Genomic DNA, 22770 nt, shown 5'->3' with positions numbered 1-22770 from the left:
AATCAAAAGTAGCTCATGGGGAAGGGTCATTCCGACTGCTTTGTCGGAGTGCAAAGTTACATTTTAAATTTTGAAAATTAACTATTTATTTTAAGAATATTTCAGAAAAAATGTAGTTTTTTAGAAAAGTGGTCCTGAAAAAACAAAAACGAGTTGGAAAACATAAGCGATATGTTTTCCAACTCGTAGGCAATAATGGGGTTGATTTGTTTAATAAATGATGATTTCGTCCGTAAACAAGTAGCCTTTTTTTGGATTGCTGGCTTTGATTTTTATATAACGAGCCTGTTGGGCTTTGTCAAGTTTGAGTTCAAACCTTTTGAAAGTCAACTTGGATTCTTTATCGGATATGTCATTTTTGATTGTTCCTACGGATCTGAAGGTACGGCCATTATCCGAAAGTAGGACTTCCATTTCTCCTGGCATATAAACGCCCGGGCCAATCATCTGCATAAAATTCATGGCTACCAGGTGTATTTCTTCTCTTCGTTCCATATCGACAACAACATCAATCGGACTGGTGAATCCTTGCCATTGACCATCGTGATAGGAAAGACCGCCCATGATTCCGTTAGTTAAGGTAGAATCTTTTTGTGCTGGATATCCAGACCATGCTGTGTTGTACGTTACTTTTTTTCCGATAGCACGATGAATGTCAATATCAAAGGATAGGGTTGGACCTATTTTGATAGAATCTTGAAAATAAGCGGCATTGATATGACCTGTTGAGCTGAGTTCAAATGGTCCAGTATATGGCGTAGACAAGATCGTAGGCTCACTGCTATCAATAGTATATCGGATCTGATCCGTTTTTAGTTGCTCCGTTGTCAGCGTAATTTTATTATTGTTTTTAGCGGCATTGTATGTTGCTGTATAAGCGACATTAAAGGAAGGACGATAATAATTGACGTTTAGATCTTGTAAAAGCTTATAATGTGATTGCAGTCTTCGCTGAAAGTCAGTCCAGCTTTTTCCATCTTTATTCGTCCAATTGACCTCCGCCAAAGCCAATGCCCGTGGGAAAACCATATATTCGAGGTGCTCGGTGGTAGGTACATATTCTGTCCATATATTCGCCTGTGCTCCGAGGATATGCTTCGCCTTATCTCCTTGTATGGCAGCTGGAATAGGATCATACGAATAAACCTTATCAAGTGTAAGGTAACCTCCGATGGCCTCAGGCTGTGTCCGAGGGTCTGTCTGATAAGAATCAAAATAAAGGTGTGAACCGGGAGTCATGATGACATCATGGCCTGCATTTGCGGCCTTTATGCCGCCATCTTCACCGCGCCAGCTCATGACGGTAGCTCCTTCGGTGAGCCCCCCTTGGAGGATTTCGTCCCAACCGATCAGCTTTCTACCCTTGGATTGCAGGTATAGATCCATTTGTTTGATAGCATAGCTCTGCAATTCGTCGACAGATTTTAATCCTTCTTTTTGCATGAGCGCCTGATCTTTTGGGCAGGTTTCCCAATGCTTTTTCTCAGCTTCATCACCGCCGATATGAATGTACTGGGAAGGGAATATCGTGAGGACTTCATCCAAAACATTTTTTAAAAATTCAAAGGTTTTTTCATTGCCGATACAGAATTCTCCCTGACCATAGGGCTTTCCGGAACAGGAGAGTTCTGGATATACGGCCAATACTTCTTCCGAATGCCCGGGCATTTCTATCTCAGGAATAACATTGATTCCTTTGCGGGCTGCATAGTCGACCAATTCGCGGGCTTCTTCCTGCGTATAGAATCCACCGCTGGCATTTGGCTTCCCTTTTTCTACATACTGACGACCATTGTTCCACCAATCTTTCCAGCCCGTATGTGTACGCCAGGCCGCCTTTTGTGTTAACTCGGGGTATTTCTTAATCTCCAGCCGCCATCCCGCTCCATCAGTTAAATGCCAATGAAAGTTGTTGAATTTATAGATGGCCATGATGTCGATATACTTTTTTACAAAAGATAGCGGCATAAAATGGCGCGATACATCCAGGTGTAAGCCACGGTAGGCAAATCGTGGCTCATCGACTATAGTCGCATAGGCTATTTTACTTGGATCAGCTTGTAGATAGCCCAATTGAACCAGTGTGTAAATCCCATTGATAACCTGGGGTACATTCCAGGCCCTGAGCAGCAGGCCTTTTTCATCGATTTGGATGGAATAGGCGTTCTTGCTAAGGTTATCTGCATCAACTGCTTTAATAATGCGAAAGCCTTCTTTTGGACCTTTTTTATTTTTCTTGAGTACTTCGACAGCTAGGCTTTTGATAGCTGGGTGTTCAGTAAGCAGTTGTGTCGCCTCCTGAAATTCATCTGAAACAATAACCTGAAGATGTGTAGAGATAGCGTATGTTCCCGTAGCCAATGTGATTTTCGAAGGTTTGGGTATAATGTCAAAGTTGGTTTGGGCATGTGCAGTAAAGATGGTTGCACCCCCAAGTAACAACATGGATAAAGATCGGCTCAGTCGCATAGTTTTGTTATTAGATTAATGATAATCAACACAAATATCCTAATTTTTGTTTCATAATTCTATTATTGGTGGCAATCGGTCATTTTTTATGATATAAAACCAACAAATTGACGGTTAGAAATTACATTTTTAATCCTTAACTTTGTTGTATGATTGAACTTCCAGTTATTCCGGCAACTCCTGCACAACGCAAGCCTGATTGGTTGCGTGTCAAATTGCCTGTTGGTAAAGAGTATAGACATGTCAGAAGTCTTGTAGACGAGCATAAATTACATACAATTTGTGAGAGTGGAAATTGCCCGAATATGGGCGAATGTTGGGGGGCTGGAACGGCAACCTTCATGATTTTGGGAAATATCTGTACGCGTTCTTGTTCATTTTGTGCGGTAGCAACCGGTCGTCCTTTGGCGGTTGATTTGGATGAACCCAATCGTGTCGCCAATTCTGTCAAGTTAATGCAGGTGAAACACTGTGTGATCACTTCGGTAGATCGTGATGACCTAAAAGATGGTGGCTCGATAATATGGGCGGAGACAATCAATGCAATCCGTAGAGAAAGCCCAGAAACAACCCTGGAAACACTTTTGCCAGATTTTAAAGGACAATGGGATAATTTGGACCGCGTGATCGCAGTACGTCCCGAAGTTGTTTCGCACAACCTCGAAACTGTCCGTCGTTTGACAAGAGAAGTTCGCGTTCAGGCTAAATACGATCGTTCACTCGAGTGCCTACGTCGCATTTCTGAAGCTGGACTCCGTACAAAATCTGGTATTATGCTTGGCTTAGGTGAAACTGAGGAAGATGTTATCGAGGCAATGCAAGATTTATATAACGTCGGGGTGCATATTTTGACATTAGGTCAATATTTACAGCCTACGAAAGCTCACCATCCTGTAATCGAATGGATTACACCTGCACAATTTGAGAAATATCAGAAAATTGGTTTAGAAATGGGATTCAAGTATGTGGAGTCTGGACCGTTGGTTCGTTCTTCTTATCATGCTGAGAAACATTTATTCGATATGCAATAGAAAACAGTTCTAAAGTTTTTTAACAAAGAATACTTTTCGCAAGATATAAAAAGAAGCCTGAGTGATTTTTTTGCTCAGGCTTCTTTTTTTTATAGCCCAACGCAATTGTTTCTTTCCGATGTGGTCTGATGCTTTAAAGGTTAAAAACTGTGCGGAGTAAAATTGTTCTTCCGCGAAGTTCAAATTCATTCTGGGAAATCATATTGGCCGTCATCAGATAAGTACGATAGTTTTTGATATTGGCCAAATTATTCATTTCCAATTCGAAATCCATTTTCCACTTGTTGACCTTGTAGCGCGTAAAAAAGTCTATGAAGGTATAACTTGCATTCTTCATGTTTGTTTGAAAGGTGGCAAGATTGCGCAGGTTTAGCCGCATAAAGCCGTTTTTGAAGGGGCTGGTCGGAAAACCTATATTATGCATCATTGTGGTGGTTTTATTTTGGATCGTATTGTCCAGACCCTGTTGTTTACTCCTGCTCCAATTGAATAGTCCTGAATAGGAAATGTTATAAGATTTAAAGACTTTAGCTTCTATACTGGGTTGAAATAGATAGCTCATACTTCGAATAGGGACTAGGGCATTGTTTAACAATTGATTGTATTTGAAGTGAGAAATGCTTGCTTTTAGTTTGAGGGTACTTGCCAGGGGGAAAATATATTTATCAAACCCGATCTGAGAAGACCAGCGCTCCTGAAGGTTATCCATATTGACCAAGATATTTTCGGTGATGTTATTTTTTATAACGGAAGATAATATCGTGTTGGAAAGCGATCTTGAATAGCTAATACCAGCATTTGCAAATAATACTTTTAGGGTACGGGCTAAGTTATAATTGAGATTAAATGTATGTTTTTTTGATTCATTTAGCGCTGCATTATTTTGGCTGAGCATTCTATAGTTCCGTAATACTGCACCACGGTATATATCTTCTATGTTGCCAATGTCCTGCGCAAATTGATAGTTAAATTGAAGATAGTCTTCTTGAGAAACCTGCCATCTCGCTTTTAAATTAGGATTGATCAGCACAGAATTTTTGGAAGTGGACAGCTGATGACTGACGTCTTCATAATGCGTAAATAAATAGGTGACCGGGATGTCGAGCTGGGTTTCAAACCGATTTGTTTTCCATGAATATTGAGGAGTAATAAATGCTTGGGACCTGCTCCAATGCAGATCATTACGGGTATTATCGCCCAATGTTCGAATATGTTGATCATTATCCGCTATTGCAAGGAGCGAGTTGAAGTGTTGGCGATCTGTATTGAAGCCAATTTGATAGTATTGCTTGATTCTGCCTTTATTGAAGCGATAACCTGTACTGATCTCCGTAAAAAAGGAAGGAACTTCAATTTGCTGGCGACTACTTTTATAGGGAATGCTATCGTTGAGTATTTCTGGAAAAACCCCAGGATAGATCTGTAAAGTCTGTGGTTTATTACCATAATTTAAAGACCAGTTGATTGCAATAATGTCATTGTTTTTAAGTTGGGGTATATAGCTGAACAAGTTGCTGAATCCCTTGATGTGGTGTTTTTGGAACTGCTCGATCTGGCCTGAAGAGTTTGCCAACAATGCTGTTATATCTTTTTTTTCATACTCAAATGACAAGGCATTACTCGCATATTTCTTTTCCGTATTGGTGGATGCCGAAAGTCTGGCTGCGCCGAGCCATCGCGCTGTTTTCAGGTGATTTTGCTCATTAAAATAGACGTCGCCATCATCGAGCAGGTATTGTGTGCTTGAGGTATTATTTTGCCTATCGTTGTCGTATAAAACCTGAATATTTGATTTTAGCTGCCAGTGATTCTTAAGGTTATATAGGTTATTGGTGTTTAGCGAACCTGTATTGTTGAAATAATAGTTGCTTTTAGGAATATTTGGACTGCCTGTTGTGCTCGTCGCCAGGAGATTGTTGATGGGCGAGCTGCCAAACTTGGCCAGTAAAGAGGACTGATTGGCGCCGATGATATCTCCGGAAAGATCATTGCCGGTATTATTACCGCTGAGGACATTCAACATCTTAACTTTTTTGTTGAATAGGATTGAGTTCAATTCAGGATCATAGAGATTGGGCGTGCCGACGCCAATTTTGGCCTGCCCAGTGAGTTTTAGCTTTGCTTCCTCTTTGATAACGAGATTTATGGCGACGTCGTCTGTAAACCTTTTATTTTTAAGGACTTTATAATGTTCGTGATTGTCGAGTACCTGAATGTCCTTTACCATTTTATGCGGGATTGTCCGTGTACCTACACCATAGCGATTTTCCAATAGATCGTCACCGTCAATGTAAAGTTTAGAAACGGTTTTGTCCTGGTATTTAATAAGACCCGATTCAGTAACTTCCATACCCGGAAGACGTTTGATTACGTCGCCTATATTTCGATCCTCTTCTTTGGCAAAAGATCCGACGTCGTAAGAGATTGTATCATTTGAACGGCTTACTTTAGGTTTGCTCTTTACAATGACATCTTGTAGTAGATTGGTTTTTGGTACGAGGGCGATCCGAAGATTGGATGTCTGCGTGCCAAGTTTGAGCTCAAATTTTTCGTAAGTAAGGTGATTGATCTGCAGGTAGAGGCTTGCATAGTCCTTTGTTAATGTAATTGTAAAACGCCCTTCTTTATCTGTCGGTTTGAAAGCGATGATTTTGTTGTCTGAAAGGATGTTGACACTGGCAAAGGGTACGGGATGCTGCATCTTATCCACTTGGACCGTTCCACTAATCGTTTGCTGGGCAAAGGTCATTTGCCCAAGCAAAACGACTATAAATAAACATAAAAATACTTTCATTAAGGCGTCAGCTCTATCGGATTGTTGGTAACTTTTGAAGGTTTGTATTTATCGTCTCTTGAAATATTGAAACTCTTTATTTTTGACGGATCCAAAGCACCAGTAGGGGAGCCTCCTCCGGAGCCGGAACTGGATCTCACTGCAACCATATTTCCCGATGAACCTACACTGATGGTTCTGTTTTTTCCCGATTGGGCTTGCATATAAGCTTGTGGATTGGCCTTAAAGGCTTCCTGAACTTTTTTCACCTCTTCTACAGTACTTACGATGGCGTTTTGCGGCAGGGCCACCGATGTTTTGCCATCCTCAATTTTGTCGAATCCGGCGTAAGCAAAAATCACTTCATTTTTTGTGTCACGGGCATCCAGAATTAGGCCAGGAAGGCCATGAAGTTTCCACGGACCATAGGAAAACGGCAGTTCGGTTGTAAACCAGGCGATATAGGTTCGGCCTTTGAATGTTGTTTTTGCGTTCTGGCAATTGTAGCCACCAATTTCTTTGCGGTCACCCAGTATTTCCCAATCTTGAATAGGGTAAACCTGTGGAATGGCAAAATTGTCACTGGCAACGCTGACCACTTCGGTCATTTTGTTTTGATTGGCGTCTAATAAATAGGAGGAGCTCGATGGTGTCGAACGAGTAGTAATGTTTAGTGTACCGTCGAAACTGGGGCCCTCCATTTGTTTTTTGACCTCATCTTGCATGCGCTTGGATGAATATGATGTGTAGTAGCTCGCCTGTTGATTCAGGTAAACGACTGTTTCATCGCGTATAAATTGATCCCGTTGGGTACTGTCATTTACATGCTTGAATTCGTAATGTACTTTAGCGATTGCTGGAGTACGCTCTTGTGCAAATAACAGCTGTGTCGCTAAGGATAATAGGAGTGGTAATGAATATTTCATAAATGTATGTTTATATCGTAAATATACGAAATATTCGTAATCATGAAAATTTATTCAAACTTTTCCTTGTAATCCTCCCTAGAGGAGGTTGCTGCAGGTGAAGAAATGTTTGATTTGTTAGCGATTTTTTTGTTAACTATGTTGTATTGTTAGCGATATAAGTTTAGTAGACATGTTTAGGCATATGAGCTATTGTTATCTTTTAAACACAGTCTCACCTGCAATTACTGTCCGTTCTGTTTTTACATTTCGCAGTTGCTCATTCGGGATTTTCAAGATATCCTTTTCGAGGATAACAAAATCGGCATCTTTTCCTACTTCGATACTTCCTCTTTTTTTCTCCTGAAAACAGGAGTATGCCGCCCAGATTGTCATTCCTTTCAAAGCGTCTTCACGGCTTATCGCGTCTTGCATCTGAAATCCGTGGCTAGGATACCCTTTTTTGTCGACACGGGCTACTGCCGCGTGGAAACCATATAAGGGATTGAAATGTTCGACCGGAAAATCACTCCCCAATGCGAGTTTTCCATATTCTTTCAACAGATGCTTATAAGCGTAAGCGCCTTTCATACGTTCTTCACCGAGTCGATCTTTGGCCCAGTACATATCGGAGGTTGCATGTGTGGGTTGTACAGATGGTATGATTTGATACTTTCGAAACTTATCAAAATCTGCAGGCGATATAATTTGGGCGTGCTCGATTCGCCATCTACGATCGCCATTATTATGGAGGTATTTGCCATAAATATCCAATATAATACGATTGGCCGAATCGCCTATCGCATGGGTATTTGCCTGAAACTTACTTTCGGCAATCTGTTTGATCATTGCTTCGTATTCTTGAGGGCTATGGAGGAGAAAGCCGTGGGTGGGTGCATCATGGTAATGCGCAAGGAGGCATGCACCACGGGATCCCAATGCGCCATCGGCGAGCAGTTTAAATCCTTTGATCTCGAAACGGTCTGTTTCATAGAAACCCTGATCGATAAATGACTTTATATTTTGGGGATTGCCTAGGATCATGGCATAATCTCTAATTTTCAACTGCCCTTCCCGATAGTATTTCTTTAGCAGATCGAGTCTTTCTTTTGATAAACCTGCGTCTACAATGGAGGTAAGGCCAACGGAAAGGAGAGAGTCTTGCGTCCGCTTGAGCATTCTTAAATATTCTTTTTCACTCGGAACCGGAATTTTCTTATTGACAAGATCCATTGCATTGTCGATCAAGAGACCATTGGGAGTATCATTAGTCCCGCCGACCACACCGCCGCGAATGATGGGGATACTCATTAATTTTGCCCATTCGAGCGCTTTGGAGTTCGCAACCGCCGCATGATAATCTACACGCATGAGGTAGACGGGGATATCCGGGAAAGCTGTGTCGAGTAGATCCTTGGTTGGGAAAGTTTTATCTTTCCAGCGATTTTGGTCCCAGCCACCACCGATCAGCCAAGTTTTGTGCGGATTTTTTTGTTGGTAGTTTTTGACACGTTGAATAACCTCCTCGAAAGAATCGGCGCCGTTTAGATCGACTTGATCCATTAGTTCGGCTTCGTCAAATAAATGCGCATGGGCATCGTAGAATCCCGGATAAATGGCCTTCCCCTGTGCGTCAATTTTTTCTACTGCTTTGTACTTTCGCTGTATTTCTTCATCGGAACCGATGGCAATAAACTTACCATCTTTGACTGCAAAAGCATGTGCTGTACTAAAAGCCGAATCTACAGTATATACTTGCGCATGATAAACAATAAGGTCCACTTTCGTTTGCGGTGAACATGATATGATCGTCAAGCAGAATAAAAAAATGATTATTGGGAAGGTTTTCATAACCTAAAAATAGGAAAAAGCTTTTAATAAACTAAAACTAGACTTGGGGCTAGGTCTGCTGGATATGCGGACTTGAGGTTTTGGCTGATCGAATTGCTTTACGTGAAGCGCCTATGCTGGGTTGCCGCATATTGTTCGGACAGGGGACCATCAGTAAAGTTATGAAAGGGGACGTGCAGGAAAAGTAAGGAAAATACGAATTATCCAATAGACAAAAAAGGCTATCCAAATAACTTGGACAGCCTTTTTAATTCAAAAATCAAAATACGTGATTAACAGTACTCGTCAAATGCTGCAACTAAATTGTCAGCAATCATTTGTGCCGGGCGACCTTCAATCATATGTCTTTCAATCATGTGTACCAATTTCCCGTCTTTAAATAAAGCCATTGCTGGTGAAGATGGAGGGTAAGGCAACATGTAGTTACGTGCAGTGTTTACTGCATCAGTTTCCATACCTGCGAAAACAGTCACCAATTTGGCTGGGTGTTTTTCGTTTTTTACAGCAGCTTTTGCAGCTGGACGTGCATTTGCAGCAGCGCAACCACAAACAGAGTTTACAACCACAAAAACAGTTCCTTCTGATGCGATAGCCTGATCAACTGCTTCAGGTGTTTTTAATTCTTCGAATCCCGCATCAACTAACTCTTGACGCATTGGAGTTACTAAATATTCTGGATACATTATTTCTTAAGTAAAATGTTAATATTCTATTTTAATTGTGTCTATAAAGCTTTCTGTCGCCGGGCAAGTATACTTACTCCGCATAAACAATAAGCTATATTTTATTCCTACAAATATAGCTGTAAAAGGCTGCTTCGTCAAGACACTTGTCTCAAATCAATGTCAGAAAATCTTTTACAGCATGAAGTCCATTTTCAAGACGTTGGTCGCCGAGCCCCGAAATAAGATGATAATTCGCACTAATGGCGTTCAATTCGCTTTTCCAGATCTCCATGAAATGTTCACGCTGTTCGGGAAAATCCCGTAGTGGGTCATCCTGCCAGGGTAGATCGATATCCATCAGCAGATAAAGGTCATAAACATGTTGTTGAATTTTATCGGTGACTTCCTGTGGAGTATGACCGAAAAGATGATCTGACCAAATTTTGACCGTAAGGAAGGTGGTGTCACAGATGAGGAGCTGTCCTTGTGCTAAAGGGACCAGCGCTTCCTCCAAAGCGACCTGTCCATAAAACATATTGACTTCGTCCTGTAAGGTATATTTATTGTTGAGGCTTTGGCAATAATAACGTGAATATTCGGGCACGCATACCGTCTGAAATTCCTTCGCAAGAAATTGTGCCATCGTTGATTTTCCGGTGGACTCGGGGCCAACAACGGCAATTTTTATGAAATCTTTTCCCACATCGATCGTTTTGATAGGCAATATTACGCAAAATTTTTATAGGTTTTCTGCCAATCGCGATAGCCATTCCAAGCAATGAGTGTGAAAACAAGGTAGAGTACTGCGGTCAGCATAAGGTCTTTGTGTATATAGAGCGGGATATAACAAATATCCACAAATACCCATAAGAGCCAGTTTTGAAGCACTTTGCGTGTCATCAGAAATTGAGCAACAAAACTTACGGACGTGCAGAAAGCGTCAATATAAGGAACATCGGAATTTGTCTTGCTATCGAGGAGATAACCGATTGACAGTGTCAGGACGAGGATTGCCAGGAGGCAAAGGAGCAACTGCCCCTTGCTGGCTTTGACGATGGGTTTCTTTTTTTCCTCTTTTCGTTTTATCCAATAATACCAGCCATAAACAGCAGTAGACAGAAAGTAGAATTGCAGTACAGTATCTCCGTATAGTTTGGCATCATAAAACAGAATAGCATAGGACGCCACGCTGATGATACTAATCGGCCAGTTCCATATATTTTGCTTAGCGGCCAAATAGACGCAAAGAAAGCCTGTCAGGGTACCTAACCATTCGAGCCAAGAGGTCTGGGCAAATTGACGTGCAATCTGCTGAAAAAATTCATGCATGTGGTGTATTAAAAATTACACCCTAAATATACAAAGTCTGCCTTATAGTCAATTATTGAACCTGTTTATTAGCGCAATTGGTACTGGCAAAAGACTCGGGCTTGGCCTTAAAAACAAATCCCATACCCATAATATAGCCCATGGCTTCTTTCAGGGCAACATTTGACTGGAAATTTGGATTGGTGTTGATGTCGGCGTGGACTTCGAGGTCTACTTTGTGTTTTTCGAGGAGGGGGCAGAGTTGATAGGCTATATCGATGGATTTTTGGACTTCGAGTAGCATCCTTTCTTTAATGCTCATTCGGTGGTGCCTTTTGTCCCGTTGGATAAACATAAATCCACCTTTATGTTCCCGGAGAAAGACGATGACTGTTGCGAAGTCGATGATGCCTCTCTTGACTTGGGAATCGGTGCCGATATAAACCTTGAGCTTATTCCCTAGGGCATCTTCTCGTTTAATGACTTCTTCAACAGCATCGAAAATCGTGGAGCGAATGGATTCGCCATTGTATTTTTGCCATCTCATAGCGATATAAATTAGATATAAAAAAATTAAACTTCATCATTGACATAAATTTACTGAATTTCAATGAGCTAAGTGTTAATTTAGTTTTAAATAATTTATCCACATTAATGGTGTTTTACACCATAGGCCAGGTCTCCGGCATCACCGAGCCCAGGTACAATATAGGCTTTTGAGGTCAGTTCGTGGTCGACGTCACCAACCCAGATATGCGCCGTGGGTACAAAAGCCTGAACGTGGTTTAGTCCTTCTTCGGATGCAATGGCCGCAACAATGTGTAATTCTTTGATATCATATTCGGCCAGTAGATCCTTACAGCATAAAACAAGGCTCTTTCCTGTGGCCAGCATGGGGTCTACAATGATTACTGTACGGTTGTCTAAGTTTGGTGTATTGACATATTCCTTATGAATTTCAAACTCACCGCTCTTTTTTGTATGCCGATAGGCCGCAATGAAGGTGTTGTCGGCCTGATCAAATACGTTTAAAAGTCCCTGATGAAAGGGAAGGCCCGCTCTCAGAATTGTTGCGAGCACGGGTTGTTCCATCAAGAGATGGGTTTTGGCCACACCTAACGGAGTTTCAACTTCAACAGGTTTGTAGGCCATCGTCTTGCTGATTTCATAAGCGAAAATTTCACCTAATCGTTCCAGATTCCGACGAAAGCGCATGCGATCCTGTTGAATGCTGATATCTCTCAGCTCGGCAATAAAATGATTTGCAATGCTATTTTGGGTAGATAGAATAGTGACCATGGCGTGTGTGCTAGTTCAATTAAACTAAAGATAATAAATAATCAATTGAAAGTAATAACATCTATGGTATTATTATAGTTTGCGCTAAAATGGTAAAATTTTTAGTAAATTTGTGTAAGACCGTAGGAGGATATGGCCTGGACCACAGGTCGAAAAATCCTCTTTTTTGCAGATTGAAACCATCGGATCACAAAAGCTGTTTTTGAGCCTACGGCTCAAGCAATTCGTGGTGCAATGTTTGCTGGAAAAGGCCTGAATAGTTTTCTTTAAGAAATAGGAAGTATATGAAATTTGAATTGACATCGGAGTACAAACCCACAGGCGATCAGCCAGAAGCAATTAAGCAGTTGGTTGCAGGTGTAGAGCAGGCAGAGCAATACCAGACGCTTTTGGGGGTAACGGGATCGGGTAAGACCTTTACTGTTGCCAATGTGATTCAGGAAACACAAAAGCCAACATTGATTTTAAGCCATAATAAAACATTGGCGGCTCAGTTGTACGGTGAATTCAAGCAGTTCTTTCCCAATAATTCGGTCAACTATTTTGTATCTTATTATGATTATTATCAACCCGAAGCTTTTATTGCTTCGACGAATACCTACATCGAGAAGGATTTAGCGATTAACGAAGAAATCGAGAAGTTGCGTTTGGCAACCACGTCGTCATTGATGTCGGGGCGGCGTGATATCGTAGTCGTTTCTTCGGTATCCTGTATCTACGGTATGGGAAATCCGGAGGATTTCTCCCGGTCTATTTTTCGTTTTGGTGTCGGTATGACTGTCACAAGAAATGCTTTCCTGCATAAATTGGTGGAGATCTTATATTCACGTACCACCACAGAGTTTAAACGGGGTACTTTTCGTGTTAAAGGTGATACGGTGGATATCTATCCCGCCTATTTGGATTTTGCAATTCGCGTTTCCTTTTTTGGTGATGAAATTGATGAACTGAGTGAAATCGACCCTGTTTCAGGAAAAACGCTCAACAAGATGGAAGATCTTGCTCTTTTTCCGGCGAATCTCTTCGTCACACCGAAGGAAAAATTCAAAGAATCGATCTGGGCTATTCAAGATGAATTGATGCAACGGAAAACGCAACTGGAAGAGGAAGGCTTAATGCTTGAAGCGAAGCGTTTGGAAGAGCGGGTCAATTATGATTTGGAAATGATGCGTGAACTGGGCTATTGCTCGGGAATTGAAAATTATTCCCGCTTTTTCGATGGTAGACAACCGGGGATGCGTCCGTTCTGTTTGCTGGATTATTTTCCGGAGGATTACCTGTTGGTCATCGATGAAAGCCACGTGACCTTACCGCAATTGCGTGCGATGTATGGCGGAGATCGATCGCGAAAAGTTTCCTTGGTGGAACATGGATTTAGGTTACCCGCTGCAATGGATAATAGGCCACTGAACTTTCCGGAGTTTGAATCCCTGACGAATCAGACAATCTATGTATCGGCGACTCCGGGCGATTACGAACTGCAACAGACCGAAGGTGTTGTCGTTGAGCAGGTCATTCGTCCAACAGGACTTCTGGATCCGATTATTGAAGTGCGGCCAGCGATCAATCAGGTGGATGACTTATTGGAGGAAGTGGATAAGACCATCAAAGAAGGAGGACGTATTTTGGCTACTACATTGACCAAACGCATGGCCGAAGAACTTTCCAAATATATGACCAAGCTGAACTTAAAAGTCCGTTATATACACTCCGAAATTAAAACCTTGGAGCGGGTGGAAATCTTACGGGGTCTTCGCTTGGGTGAATTTGATATCCTGGTCGGGGTGAACTTACTCCGTGAGGGGCTTGATTTACCTGAGGTCACGCTTGTTGCTATTCTCGATGCAGATAAGGAAGGCTTTCTGCGTTCCGAACGATCGCTTATCCAGACGATTGGTCGTGCCGCCAGAAATGATAAGGGAAAAGTAATCATGTATGCGGATAAAATGACCGATAGCATGCGTGTTACGATAGACGAGACCAATCGTCGTCGAGACAAGCAGATGAAATATAACTTGGAACATGGCATTACACCGCGTACAGTCGGCAAAACAAGAGAGGAGATCTTAGAGCAGACTTCTGTTGCTGATTTCTCGGGTATTGAACCTAAAATTTATGTTGAACCTGATCCGTCGCACGCCATTGCAGCTGATCCAGTGATGCAGTATCTCAGTGAGAAGGATCTGAAGAAAGCGATCGATAACGTACGGAAGAAAATGGATAAAGCAGCAAAAGAAATGGACTTCTTGGAAGCAGCGAAATACCGTGATGAAATGTTCTCCTTGGAGAAGCTCTATGAAGAGCGATTCCCATGGTAAAGGAAGGCGGTTTGTTAATATGTATTAATTATTGTTAATCAATATTAAGATTTGTTAAACAACGCTAAATAGCGTTTAAATTAAGATTCCGCCGTGCATATTTGTGGCAATTGTAAATAAATTGACCACATATGAAACATTTAATCTGCAGTATAATACTGTTTTCTGTGTTTTCCACAGCATGCTGCCAAAGTAAAATTTCCTACGGTATAAACGCAGGGTACACAAATGCCGGATCATTGGTATCCAATAAACGAACGCACAGTTATAGCTTCCGAAGCATTTCGGGTGTTACAGCAGGGCTTTTTCTTGAAATACCGCTCGTTGGTGGACTCTCTATTCAGCCTGAAGTAAACTTTACCCAAAATGGTATGGAGGCAAAGCATGCTCTTGAAAATAACTGGACAACATACCGAAGAAATGCGATCGATCTTCCTTTAAACATAGCTTATAATATTACGGTTGGAGAAGGTCGGATTTATCTTGCTGCTAGTCCCTATTATGGTATACAGATGTCTGTGAATAATAATGATGGAAAATTTTACGATGCAACGACCAATCCTTCAGACTATGGTTTGGGTTTTAACTTAGGTTACAAATGGAATGGGGGCTATGGTTTCTTCATTGGCTCTAATTATGGGATGAAGGATATGAGCGTCAATGAAAATGTAAAACTCTATAACCGTACGTTCAATGTTGGCTTACGATTTGACCTCCATCAGATACTGAAAAAATAGCAACTAATATAACTTTAACGGGAAGCAGCACTCCATCAATTATATCGCCTCAGAAAGAACCTGTTTTTTTTAACGCGTTATCATCGGATTTGCTGCTTTTTTGTAAGCTCAAGTTTTATGTTTTCATCTTCAGGTCATTTGTACTGATCTCTGAGATCTGTATTGACCTCTGGGATCTATTCTAATTCTTTTCCTTTCTTTCACATCGGATGTCTCCTGATCCATTGGAATCGACCTTATTTCATGAGTTTTTCAATTGAATTATATTGTTCAATTGTTAACATATTTTGCGTAAATCAAATTCTTCTCAGTAAATTAGTGCTCAAATCTAAACTAAAACATACTAAAAAATGAAAAAGCCAATTCTCGTTGTCAAATTTGGATCGGCTTCTATTACCACGAAAGAGGGAGAAGTTGATGAACGTATTGTTTTGGAGATCGCTAGGCAGATTGCTTCCTTACAAAAGAAATACAATATTGTCTTGGTCTCTTCAGGTGCTGTTGCTGCCGGTAAACGTTTTCTGCCCAGTTATACGGGGACGTTATCCGAACGAAAGGCCGCTGCTGCAATTGGGAACCCCATATTGATTAATACTTATTCAACTTATTTCCGACCGTTTAAAATTTCATTGGCGCAAAGTTTATGCGAGCGACATCATTTTTCCAATCGGGATCAATTTCTACAATTAAAAAATACCTACGAGGAATTGTGGCGGAACAATGTTATTCCAATCGCAAATGAAAATGATGTGGTGAGTAATAAAGAACTGAAGTTTTCAGATAATGATGAGCTGGCAACCTTGATTGCTGTTGGTTTTGGGGCCGAAAAGTTATTGTTTAGCACTTCCGTCCCCGGTGTGTTGGATGCAAACAACAAGATTATACCGCAAATTGAAACCATCGATCGGGATATCTTAGGTTTGGCAAGGAAGGACAAATCTTCAGTGGGATTGGGGGGAATGACTTCGAAATTGAACTTTGCCCGATTGGCCAATCAGATGGGGATCGCTGTTGTCATTTTTAGTATGCAAACCGAAGAGGCGATCCAAAAAGCGGTTAAGCACGAGACTGGCACATTGTGTCTGGCTCAAAGTAAGAAGATCTCTTCCCGCAAGAAATGGCTTGCGAGTGGAAGTTTGATAAAAGGGGAATTGATGGTTGACCGTGGAGCGGAGGAAGCATTATTGAAGCACAAAAGTTTACTAGCCGTGGGGGTAACCCGTATCGTTGAACATTTTGAAAAAGGAGAAGTGTTAAATATCGTCAATCTAGAAGGCTTAACCGTTGCCGTTGCCCGGGCGAAGATGGATTCATCTGCTTTGTCCCAAACCAGTAAAAAAAATGTAGAAATTGCACATGCAAATGATATCGTATTGTTATGAGTGAATCCATCGTAAAACAACTTCAGGCGGCGGCCAAAGCAAAACAAATTTTGCAACAACTGGCTCCTGATACCAAAATAGCTATTTTAAATGCCATCGCAGATGGTCTTGTCACACATACTGCGGATATATTACAAGCCAATAAGATTGATTTGGATCGTATGTCTGATGACGACCCCAAAAAGGATCGTCTTTTGCTCAATAGCGATCGTCTAAAAGGTTTGGCAGACAGTGTTAAGCAGATCGCTCAGTTAGCGGATCCAACAGATCAGCTATTACTAAAAAAGATATTACCGAATGGATTGGAGATCGAGAAAATTACGGTGCCGCTCGGTGTCGTGGGGGTAATCTATGAATCGCGGCCCAATGTGACGATAGATGTTGCTGCATTATGTATTCAATCGGGTAACGTTTGTCTATTGCGCGGCGGTTCTGATGCATTACACACTAACGAAGCGTTATTGACAGTGATCCATAATATTTTGGAACTGCATGGTATTGCAACAACTATTGTGCAACTGTTGCCTGTTGAGAGGAAGCATGTTTTGGAATTATTGGAGGCTACCGAATATGTTGATATTATCATACCACGTGGCTCACAGTCGTTGATTGATTATGTCAGGGAGCACGCTAAGGTGCCTGTCATTGAAACAGGAGCGGGAGTATGCCATACTTATGTGGACCGTACAGCAGATTTGGATATGGCAGCTAAAATTGTTGCTAATGCTAAAATTTCCAGGCCATCGGTGTGTAATTCTTTAGATACTGTTTTGGTCGATCGCGCTATTGCTCCCGAGTTTCTACGGAAATTGAAAACTTATTTTGAAGATGCTCAGGTGGAAATTTTCGCGGATTCTACGGCTTATGAGGTACTGCAGGGTGAAAGTTTTTCAAATTTAAAGCACGCAGAAGAAGAGGATTTTGGAAGAGAATTTTTAGATTTGAAGTGTTCAATAAAGACGGTTGGGAGTTTAGATGAAGCGTTGGAGCATATTGCAAAATATTCCTCTAAACATTCGGAATGTATTGTTTCCTCTAACGAACTCCATATTGAACAATTTTTAAATACAGTGGATGCAGCTGCGGTGTATGCCAATGCGTCAACACGATTTACGGATGGTGGTGAGTTTGGCTTGGGGGCAGAAATCGGTATCTCTACCCAAAAGTTACATGCCCGCGGACCATTTGCATTGGAAAAATTGGTAACAGAGAAATGGATTGTCCGTGGAAATGGACAGATCAGATAAGCATAGATCATGGGATTAAGTTTTAAAAAAGATGTATTGATGAATTGGATCGAAGAAATTGGTAAATTTCTTCGCATTTGGACAGAAGGCCATGATGCCTTTACGGAGCCGACTGATCCAGCAGTGTTTGAAGATGCTTATGAGAAATTCTTCGAAAAGAGTAGGGCCTATTTTTTAAATCTTTCCGAAAGCGAGCTTTCGGCATATCTCAAAACAGATCTTCAAATACAGCAACTACATCCATTGGCTTTAACCTTTTTGTTTGACGGTTTGAATGCTACAGATGGTAATCAGGAGAATTTACTTCGCAAAGCAAAGTTTATTTTGAATCTGGCGATGGCCGAAACGGCGAGCTTTGCCTTTCAGGATTATCAATATCTTGCCATGATCGATAACAAGTTGAAGAGCCTTTAAATTTAAAAAGCTGTCAGTCATGCAATGCCACAAAAAAGTTAGACACTTTTTGGGTTCATAGCATGACTGACAGCTTAGCGCAGAATCTCGCGGGCGATCACCAGACGTTGGATTTCAGAGGTCCCCTCATAGATTTGTGTGATTTTTGCGTCGCGCATTAACCTTTCGACGTGATATTCTTTTACGTAACCATAGCCACCGTGGATCTGTACAGCTTCTACGGTGTGTTTCATGGCGACTTCCGATGCATGTAGTTTGGCCATGGCAGCTTCTTTACCGTAAGGAAGTCCCTGGTCTTTCGTCCAGGCAGCTTTATACGTCAAAAGTCGAGCTGCCTCGATATCGACTTCCATATCGGCCAATTTAAACTGTATGGCCTGATGGTCCGAAATTGGTTTTCCAAAGGTCTTTCGCTCTTTTGAGTAAGCCAAAGCGAGATCATAAGCACCGGCAGCAATTCCTAAGGCCTGTGCTGCAATGCCGATACGACCGCCATCGAGTGTTTTCATGGCAAATTTAAACCCGAAGCCATCTTCTCCGATGCGGTTTTCCTTAGGAACCTGAACATCGGAAAATAGGAGTGAATGGGTATCAGAACTGCGGATACCCAATTTGTTTTCTTTAGGACCAATGGTAAATCCCGTCAGCCCTTTTTCAACGATCAATACATTGATTCCTTTGTGGCCTTTTTCAGGATGTGTCTGTGCAACGACAAGGTAGATATCGGCATGGCCACCGTTGGTGATCCAATTTTTTGTGCCATTTAGTAGATAGTGATCTCCTTTATCTTCGGCGGTTGTGTGTTGCGAGGAGGCGTCCGAACCGGCTTCAGGTTCTGATAACGCAAAAGCGCCAAGTTTCTCGCCCTTCGCTAAAGGAACTAGGTACTTTTGTTTTTGCTCCTCTGTACCAAAAGCATTGAGTCCATATAATACCAGGGAATTGTGGGCGGATACAATAACGGCCGCAGAGGCATCAATTTTGGCAATTTCTTCGAGAACAAGAACATAGGCCAACGTATCCATGCCAGCTCCACCATAAGCTTCGGGGGTCATGATACCCATAAATCCTAATTCGGCCATCTGCTTGACAAAATCTGTTGGAAATTTTGCGGCTTCATCGCGCTCGATTGCCCCAGCCTTTAGCTCCTGGGCGAATTCCCGCGCTGCGTCGCGGATCATTTTATGTTCTTCGCTTAATTCAAAATTCATGGCATTTCAGTTTTTTTGGTTCGTCAGTTACCAAGCCGATAACTTATATATCTAATAAGGTTTGCTGTCAAAAAGTTTTCTCCCAACTCACAATCATTTTATGAGATTGGTGTATCACCATACTCAAATATACAAAATATATATTATGCAAGCATAGTAATTAGGCAAATTACTTTTTATACTACTTTAGTTAATCATAATAAACTTTTTGGTGAATAATGGGCTGGATAGGGCATCTAGTCTCGTTTAATCTGGAGACGTATTTGCAGAGGGAAGTCAACCTCTCCATGGGATAAACATAAAGGATCATGTTGATTTTCCATTTTGTTTATAGGTGTAAAATCCTTACTTTCAATTGGATTAAGTTTAGTTTTTTCATCTTAATTTAAAAAATTGAAGAATTACTTGTTTGCTAAATTTAATCTACTATATTTGTAGACTATATGATTTAAACACATTTAAAAAATAAGATTATGAGTTTAAGATTAGGGGATGAAGCGCCAAATTTTAAAGCGCAAACAACCATTGGTGAAATAGACTTTCACGATTATATCAAAGATAGCTGGGTCGTTTTCTTTTCGCACCCATCAGATTATACGCCGGTATGTACAACAGAGTTGGGCCGTACTGCAAAATTGAAATCTGAATTTGACAAGAGAGGTGTGAAGGCCATTGCGCTAAGCGTCGATAATGTAAACGATCACTTGAATTGGATTAAGGATATCAATGAAACGCAAAATACCGAAGTGAATTTCCCGGTTATCGCTGATGAAGATCATCATGTATCCGAATTGTACGATATGATCCATCCAAATGCTTCCGCAACAGTGACCGTACGTTCCGTATTTATTATTGGCCCTGACAAAAAGATCAAATTGACGTTGACTTATCCAGCATCAACAGGTCGTAATTTTGATGAAATCTTACGAGTCATTGATTCTTTACAGTTAACAGCCGATTATCAAGTGGCTACGCCTGCTGACTGGAAGCATGGTGAAGATGTTATTGTTGTTCCAGCGATAAAGACAGAAGATATTCCTGCTAAATTTCCAAAAGGGTTTAAGGAGATCAAACCGTATTTGAGGACGACGCCACAACCTAATCTGTAAGGATTAGGCTTGTATTAAGGGATAAAAAAAGGCAACGTTGGGAAAACGTTGCCTTTTTTTATAAGTTATAAATGCGTCCTAATAGACTTTAACCATGTAGATATAGTCTTGCATTTTCTTGATTTGTTCTGTTCTTGGTAAACCTGCCAAGCTATTCTTTTTGTTGATCTTAAGACCAGTAACCAGTGAATCACTTGGGATGTCCGCTAAAGCATTCAAGATTGATTTCGTTTTGATTGCAAAGGCGGCACCATCGATGCCACGTTGTTTTCCGGAAATAATACCAATCACATTACCTCTGCTATCCAATACCGGACCGCCACTGTTACCTGGATTGACAGGCACGGAGATCTGATAAGCGATGGTATCGCCGGCATAACCTGTTGATGAGCTTAGGTATCCCTGACCATATACTGCTTCGTCACGAGGAAAGCCGATCGTATAAATATCTTCGCCAAGATCTGAAGTCGATGTTTTGAATGTATAAGGTAAGCTTTTAGCTTTCTTAAAGGTCTTATCTGCAATGTATAAAATAGCCAAGTCTTTGCTTGGATCGGTATGTACGATTTGTGCTTTATACGATTCGCCCTTACTATTTTGTAAATAGATCGAATCAGCCCCACTGATGACATGGTAGTTGGTGACGACATAGCCATCTGTTGTCAACATAAATCCTGTTGCGCCAAACTGGCTTTCGGTACCTTTTACTGATTTTTTGTCATTGATATCCCTGATTGCAGCGTTGTGAGCGTTGACGTTCTTTTTGACATTGTTCATGTCTCTACGTAATGCACTGTAATCGGAAGAAGCTTTCTCGAGGTTGCTGTAATAACCGCTCAGCCATAATGTGCCAAATACTGCAAATACCGCTACCACTGCAGCCACCAAAGAACTTGCTTTGATGCGTTCCCAAAGTGAAATTACCGTTGATTGTTTTATAGGAACGACCTTTGCGGGTTTGTTTTGGGTTTTATGGTATTCTTTTGCTGATTGCGCTAATGCATTTTTGAAATCCAGCCGTTGACTAGTTTCTTTCATATTGGCAACAAATTCCCGGTGTTGTTGTAATTGGGCAGCATAGGAGGGCTGATCAGCACAAAAAGATTCAAATGCAGCATTTTCTTCGGCCGATAATTCGCCGCGAAGATACTGGTCTGCTAATTCGAAAAATTCTTTTTGATTCATTGTTCCCATGGTGTTACACTAGTTTTAATCTGTTGAAAAAAATATTTTTTTCAGCCGTTGTAGGCATTTATACTTCTGAGTCTTGGCATTATCTGTATTGGTATAACCAAATTTTTCACAGATGTCCTGCATCGAATGGTTTAAGATGTAGAAATCATGTAAGATTGTCTTACAAGGTTCTCCCATTTTCTCTAAGGCAAGCTCCATTTGATCGAACTTTTTTTCAAGTTCTTGATGCTGTTGAAGATCTTCTTCCTCAAATAAGGAATCTTCATAACCGCGAATGTCACTATTGCCAAAACCAGCACGATTGAGTTGCTTAAGCCAAAGCCTTCTGCAAATCGAGTAAAGATATGTTTTTAGTTTGCTGCTGAGCTCAAAGTTCCCTTTGGAAACTTTATCGTAGAGCACAATGACAGCTTCTTGAAAAATATCTTTCGCTTCGTCCTCACTTCCATTGTTTTGCAAGATCATATGGCTTATAGACGGATAGTACCGCTTATAGATAGCATCTATCGCCAAGCTGTTGCCGTCTTTGATGCCTTCAATGATTTGCTCATCATTTTCTAGCAGGACTGATTTACTGAATTTACTCACCTATTAATACCTTAATGCTTAAATTGTAACCCTTTGAAAAATAAAATTCTTCGAAATATTTTCAAACGTAAACTTTTATTTGTTTAAAGCGAAATCTATCCCCAAAAATAAGGCTTATTCCTTGAAACCGAAAGCATTTGTTTTTTATTGAAATCAGCTGCTTTTGGGAGGAAATAGTGATTTTTCGCCGCCTCTATTTTTTATGTTTTTGCTTTGTTTTATGTACAATTCTCGAAAGAAGATCTTATGGGACGATTTTAACGTTCTAT

The 22770-nt window shown here is 41.0% G+C and carries 19 protein-coding genes; 7 read left to right on the top strand and 12 right to left on the bottom strand.

Annotated features, from left to right (window positions below):
- Window positions 1–210: 210 nt before the first annotated feature.
- Window positions 211–2445 (bottom strand): beta-N-acetylhexosaminidase, encoded by a 2235-nt coding sequence (locus GVK91_RS18555; protein WP_228280071.1) that lies wholly within the window; start codon window positions 2443–2445, stop codon window positions 211–213.
- Window positions 2446–2618: 173 nt separating this feature from the next.
- On the opposite strand from GVK91_RS18555, the gene lipA reads away from it, so the two are divergent.
- Window positions 2619–3500, top strand: coding sequence for a lipoyl synthase (gene lipA, locus GVK91_RS18550; protein ID WP_046672297.1), 882 nt, complete (start codon window positions 2619–2621; stop codon window positions 3498–3500).
- Between the two features lie 133 nt (window positions 3501–3633).
- Here the strand turns inward: lipA and GVK91_RS18545 are convergent, their stop codons facing one another.
- The 8 genes from GVK91_RS18545 to upp all read right to left on the bottom strand — a co-directional run bounded on the left by GVK91_RS18545 (window position 3634) and on the right by upp (window position 12301).
- A complete protein-coding gene (locus GVK91_RS18545) occupies window positions 3634–6294 on the bottom strand; it encodes a hypothetical protein (RefSeq protein ID WP_153847517.1) in 2661 nt (886 codons plus the stop codon).
- Window positions 6294–7199 (bottom strand): GLPGLI family protein, encoded by a 906-nt coding sequence (locus GVK91_RS18540; protein WP_153847516.1) that lies wholly within the window; start codon window positions 7197–7199, stop codon window positions 6294–6296. Before GVK91_RS18540 ends, GVK91_RS18545 begins: the two co-directional genes overlap by 1 nt.
- A gap of 195 nt (window positions 7200–7394) precedes the next feature.
- Window positions 7395–8960 carry an amidohydrolase gene (locus GVK91_RS18535; RefSeq protein ID WP_227550291.1) on the bottom strand — a complete coding sequence of 522 codons (1566 nt, stop codon included), beginning with the start codon at window positions 8958–8960 and terminating at the stop codon, window positions 7395–7397.
- A 341-nt stretch (window positions 8961–9301) separates the two neighbouring features.
- Window positions 9302–9712: a BrxA/BrxB family bacilliredoxin gene (locus GVK91_RS18530; protein WP_070563263.1), complete on the bottom strand. Its 411-nt coding sequence runs from the start codon at window positions 9710–9712 to the stop codon at window positions 9302–9304.
- Between the two features lie 151 nt (window positions 9713–9863).
- Window positions 9864–10397: an AAA family ATPase gene (locus GVK91_RS18525; protein ID WP_153847514.1), complete on the bottom strand. Its 534-nt coding sequence runs from the start codon at window positions 10395–10397 to the stop codon at window positions 9864–9866.
- Between the two features lie 23 nt (window positions 10398–10420).
- Window positions 10421–11023, bottom strand: coding sequence for a nicotinamide riboside transporter PnuC (pnuC, locus tag GVK91_RS18520; protein ID WP_075990952.1), 603 nt, complete (start codon window positions 11021–11023; stop codon window positions 10421–10423).
- A 52-nt stretch (window positions 11024–11075) separates the two neighbouring features.
- Window positions 11076–11549, bottom strand: a complete 474-nt coding sequence (locus GVK91_RS18515) for a ribonuclease H-like YkuK family protein (RefSeq protein ID WP_046672303.1) — start codon at window positions 11547–11549, stop codon at window positions 11076–11078.
- A gap of 104 nt (window positions 11550–11653) precedes the next feature.
- Complete coding sequence (gene upp / locus GVK91_RS18510; RefSeq protein WP_153847513.1) at window positions 11654–12301, bottom strand: uracil phosphoribosyltransferase; 648 nt, start codon at window positions 12299–12301, stop codon at window positions 11654–11656.
- Between the two features lie 284 nt (window positions 12302–12585).
- Here upp and uvrB point away from each other — a divergent pair, with 284 nt between their 5' ends.
- The 5 genes from uvrB to GVK91_RS18485 all read left to right on the top strand — a co-directional run bounded on the left by uvrB (window position 12586) and on the right by GVK91_RS18485 (window position 18399).
- The gene (gene uvrB / locus GVK91_RS18505) at window positions 12586–14619 is read left to right on the top strand and encodes an excinuclease ABC subunit UvrB (protein ID WP_159730696.1); all 2034 of its coding nucleotides are present in this window, start codon (window positions 12586–12588) and stop codon (window positions 14617–14619) included.
- Window positions 14620–14750: 131 nt separating this feature from the next.
- Complete coding sequence (locus GVK91_RS18500) at window positions 14751–15356, top strand: porin family protein (protein WP_153847511.1); 606 nt, start codon at window positions 14751–14753, stop codon at window positions 15354–15356.
- A 350-nt stretch (window positions 15357–15706) separates the two neighbouring features.
- Window positions 15707–16738 carry a glutamate 5-kinase gene (proB, locus tag GVK91_RS18495; RefSeq protein ID WP_046672306.1) on the top strand — a complete coding sequence of 344 codons (1032 nt, stop codon included), beginning with the start codon at window positions 15707–15709 and terminating at the stop codon, window positions 16736–16738.
- Complete coding sequence (locus GVK91_RS18490) at window positions 16735–17985, top strand: glutamate-5-semialdehyde dehydrogenase (protein ID WP_159730694.1); 1251 nt, start codon at window positions 16735–16737, stop codon at window positions 17983–17985. Before proB ends, GVK91_RS18490 begins: the two co-directional genes overlap by 4 nt.
- Window positions 17986–18024: 39 nt before the next feature.
- Complete coding sequence (locus tag GVK91_RS18485; protein WP_228280070.1) at window positions 18025–18399, top strand: hypothetical protein; 375 nt, start codon at window positions 18025–18027, stop codon at window positions 18397–18399.
- Window positions 18400–18473: 74 nt separating this feature from the next.
- On the opposite strand, the gene GVK91_RS18480 is transcribed toward GVK91_RS18485, so the two are convergent.
- Entirely contained in the window at window positions 18474–19610 is a 1137-nt protein-coding gene (locus GVK91_RS18480; RefSeq protein WP_159730690.1) for an acyl-CoA dehydrogenase, read from the bottom strand.
- A 473-nt stretch (window positions 19611–20083) separates the two neighbouring features.
- On the opposite strand from GVK91_RS18480, the gene GVK91_RS18475 reads away from it, so the two are divergent.
- Window positions 20084–20719, top strand: coding sequence for a peroxiredoxin (locus tag GVK91_RS18475; protein ID WP_145331041.1), 636 nt, complete (start codon window positions 20084–20086; stop codon window positions 20717–20719).
- Window positions 20720–20797: 78 nt separating this feature from the next.
- Here the strand turns inward: GVK91_RS18475 and GVK91_RS18470 are convergent, their stop codons facing one another.
- Together GVK91_RS18470 and GVK91_RS18465 are read right to left on the bottom strand one after the other, a co-directional pair.
- Window positions 20798–21904 (bottom strand): serine protease, encoded by a 1107-nt coding sequence (locus tag GVK91_RS18470; RefSeq protein WP_227550289.1) that lies wholly within the window; start codon window positions 21902–21904, stop codon window positions 20798–20800.
- Between the two features lie 24 nt (window positions 21905–21928).
- Window positions 21929–22501, bottom strand: coding sequence for an RNA polymerase sigma factor (locus GVK91_RS18465; protein WP_075990961.1), 573 nt, complete (start codon window positions 22499–22501; stop codon window positions 21929–21931).
- Between the last annotated feature and the right edge of the window lie 269 nt (window positions 22502–22770).

The sequence above is a fragment of the Sphingobacterium sp. 18053 genome, assembly GCF_902706145.1.
Taxonomy (GTDB): domain Bacteria; phylum Bacteroidota; class Bacteroidia; order Sphingobacteriales; family Sphingobacteriaceae; genus Sphingobacterium; species Sphingobacterium paramultivorum.
This window is presented reverse-complemented; position numbering and strand designations above follow the sequence as displayed.

Excerpts from the sequence above, each read along its gene's own strand:
- GVK91_RS18555 (WP_228280071.1), bottom strand. The coding sequence starts at position 2,445 with ATGTTGTTACTTGGGGGTGCAACCATCTTTACTGCACATGCCCAAACC.
- lipA (WP_046672297.1), top strand. The coding sequence starts at position 2,619 with ATGATTGAACTTCCAGTTATTCCGGCAACTCCTGCACAACGCAAGCCT.
- GVK91_RS18545 (WP_153847517.1), bottom strand. The coding sequence starts at position 6,294 with ATGAAAGTATTTTTATGTTTATTTATAGTCGTTTTGCTTGGGCAAATG.
- GVK91_RS18540 (WP_153847516.1), bottom strand. The coding sequence starts at position 7,199 with ATGAAATATTCATTACCACTCCTATTATCCTTAGCGACACAGCTGTTA.
- GVK91_RS18530 (WP_070563263.1), bottom strand. The coding sequence starts at position 9,712 with ATGTATCCAGAATATTTAGTAACTCCAATGCGTCAAGAGTTAGTTGAT.
- pnuC (WP_075990952.1), bottom strand. The coding sequence starts at position 11,023 with ATGCATGAATTTTTTCAGCAGATTGCACGTCAATTTGCCCAGACCTCT.
- GVK91_RS18515 (WP_046672303.1), bottom strand. The coding sequence starts at position 11,549 with ATGAGATGGCAAAAATACAATGGCGAATCCATTCGCTCCACGATTTTC.
- upp (WP_153847513.1), bottom strand. The coding sequence starts at position 12,301 with ATGGTCACTATTCTATCTACCCAAAATAGCATTGCAAATCATTTTATT.
- uvrB (WP_159730696.1), top strand. The coding sequence starts at position 12,586 with ATGAAATTTGAATTGACATCGGAGTACAAACCCACAGGCGATCAGCCA.
- GVK91_RS18500 (WP_153847511.1), top strand. The coding sequence starts at position 14,751 with ATGAAACATTTAATCTGCAGTATAATACTGTTTTCTGTGTTTTCCACA.
- proB (WP_046672306.1), top strand. The coding sequence starts at position 15,707 with ATGAAAAAGCCAATTCTCGTTGTCAAATTTGGATCGGCTTCTATTACC.
- GVK91_RS18490 (WP_159730694.1), top strand. The coding sequence starts at position 16,735 with ATGAGTGAATCCATCGTAAAACAACTTCAGGCGGCGGCCAAAGCAAAA.
- GVK91_RS18485 (WP_228280070.1), top strand. The coding sequence starts at position 18,025 with ATGAATTGGATCGAAGAAATTGGTAAATTTCTTCGCATTTGGACAGAA.
- GVK91_RS18480 (WP_159730690.1), bottom strand. The coding sequence starts at position 19,610 with ATGAATTTTGAATTAAGCGAAGAACATAAAATGATCCGCGACGCAGCG.
- GVK91_RS18475 (WP_145331041.1), top strand. The coding sequence starts at position 20,084 with ATGAGTTTAAGATTAGGGGATGAAGCGCCAAATTTTAAAGCGCAAACA.
- GVK91_RS18470 (WP_227550289.1), bottom strand. The coding sequence starts at position 21,904 with ATGAATCAAAAAGAATTTTTCGAATTAGCAGACCAGTATCTTCGCGGC.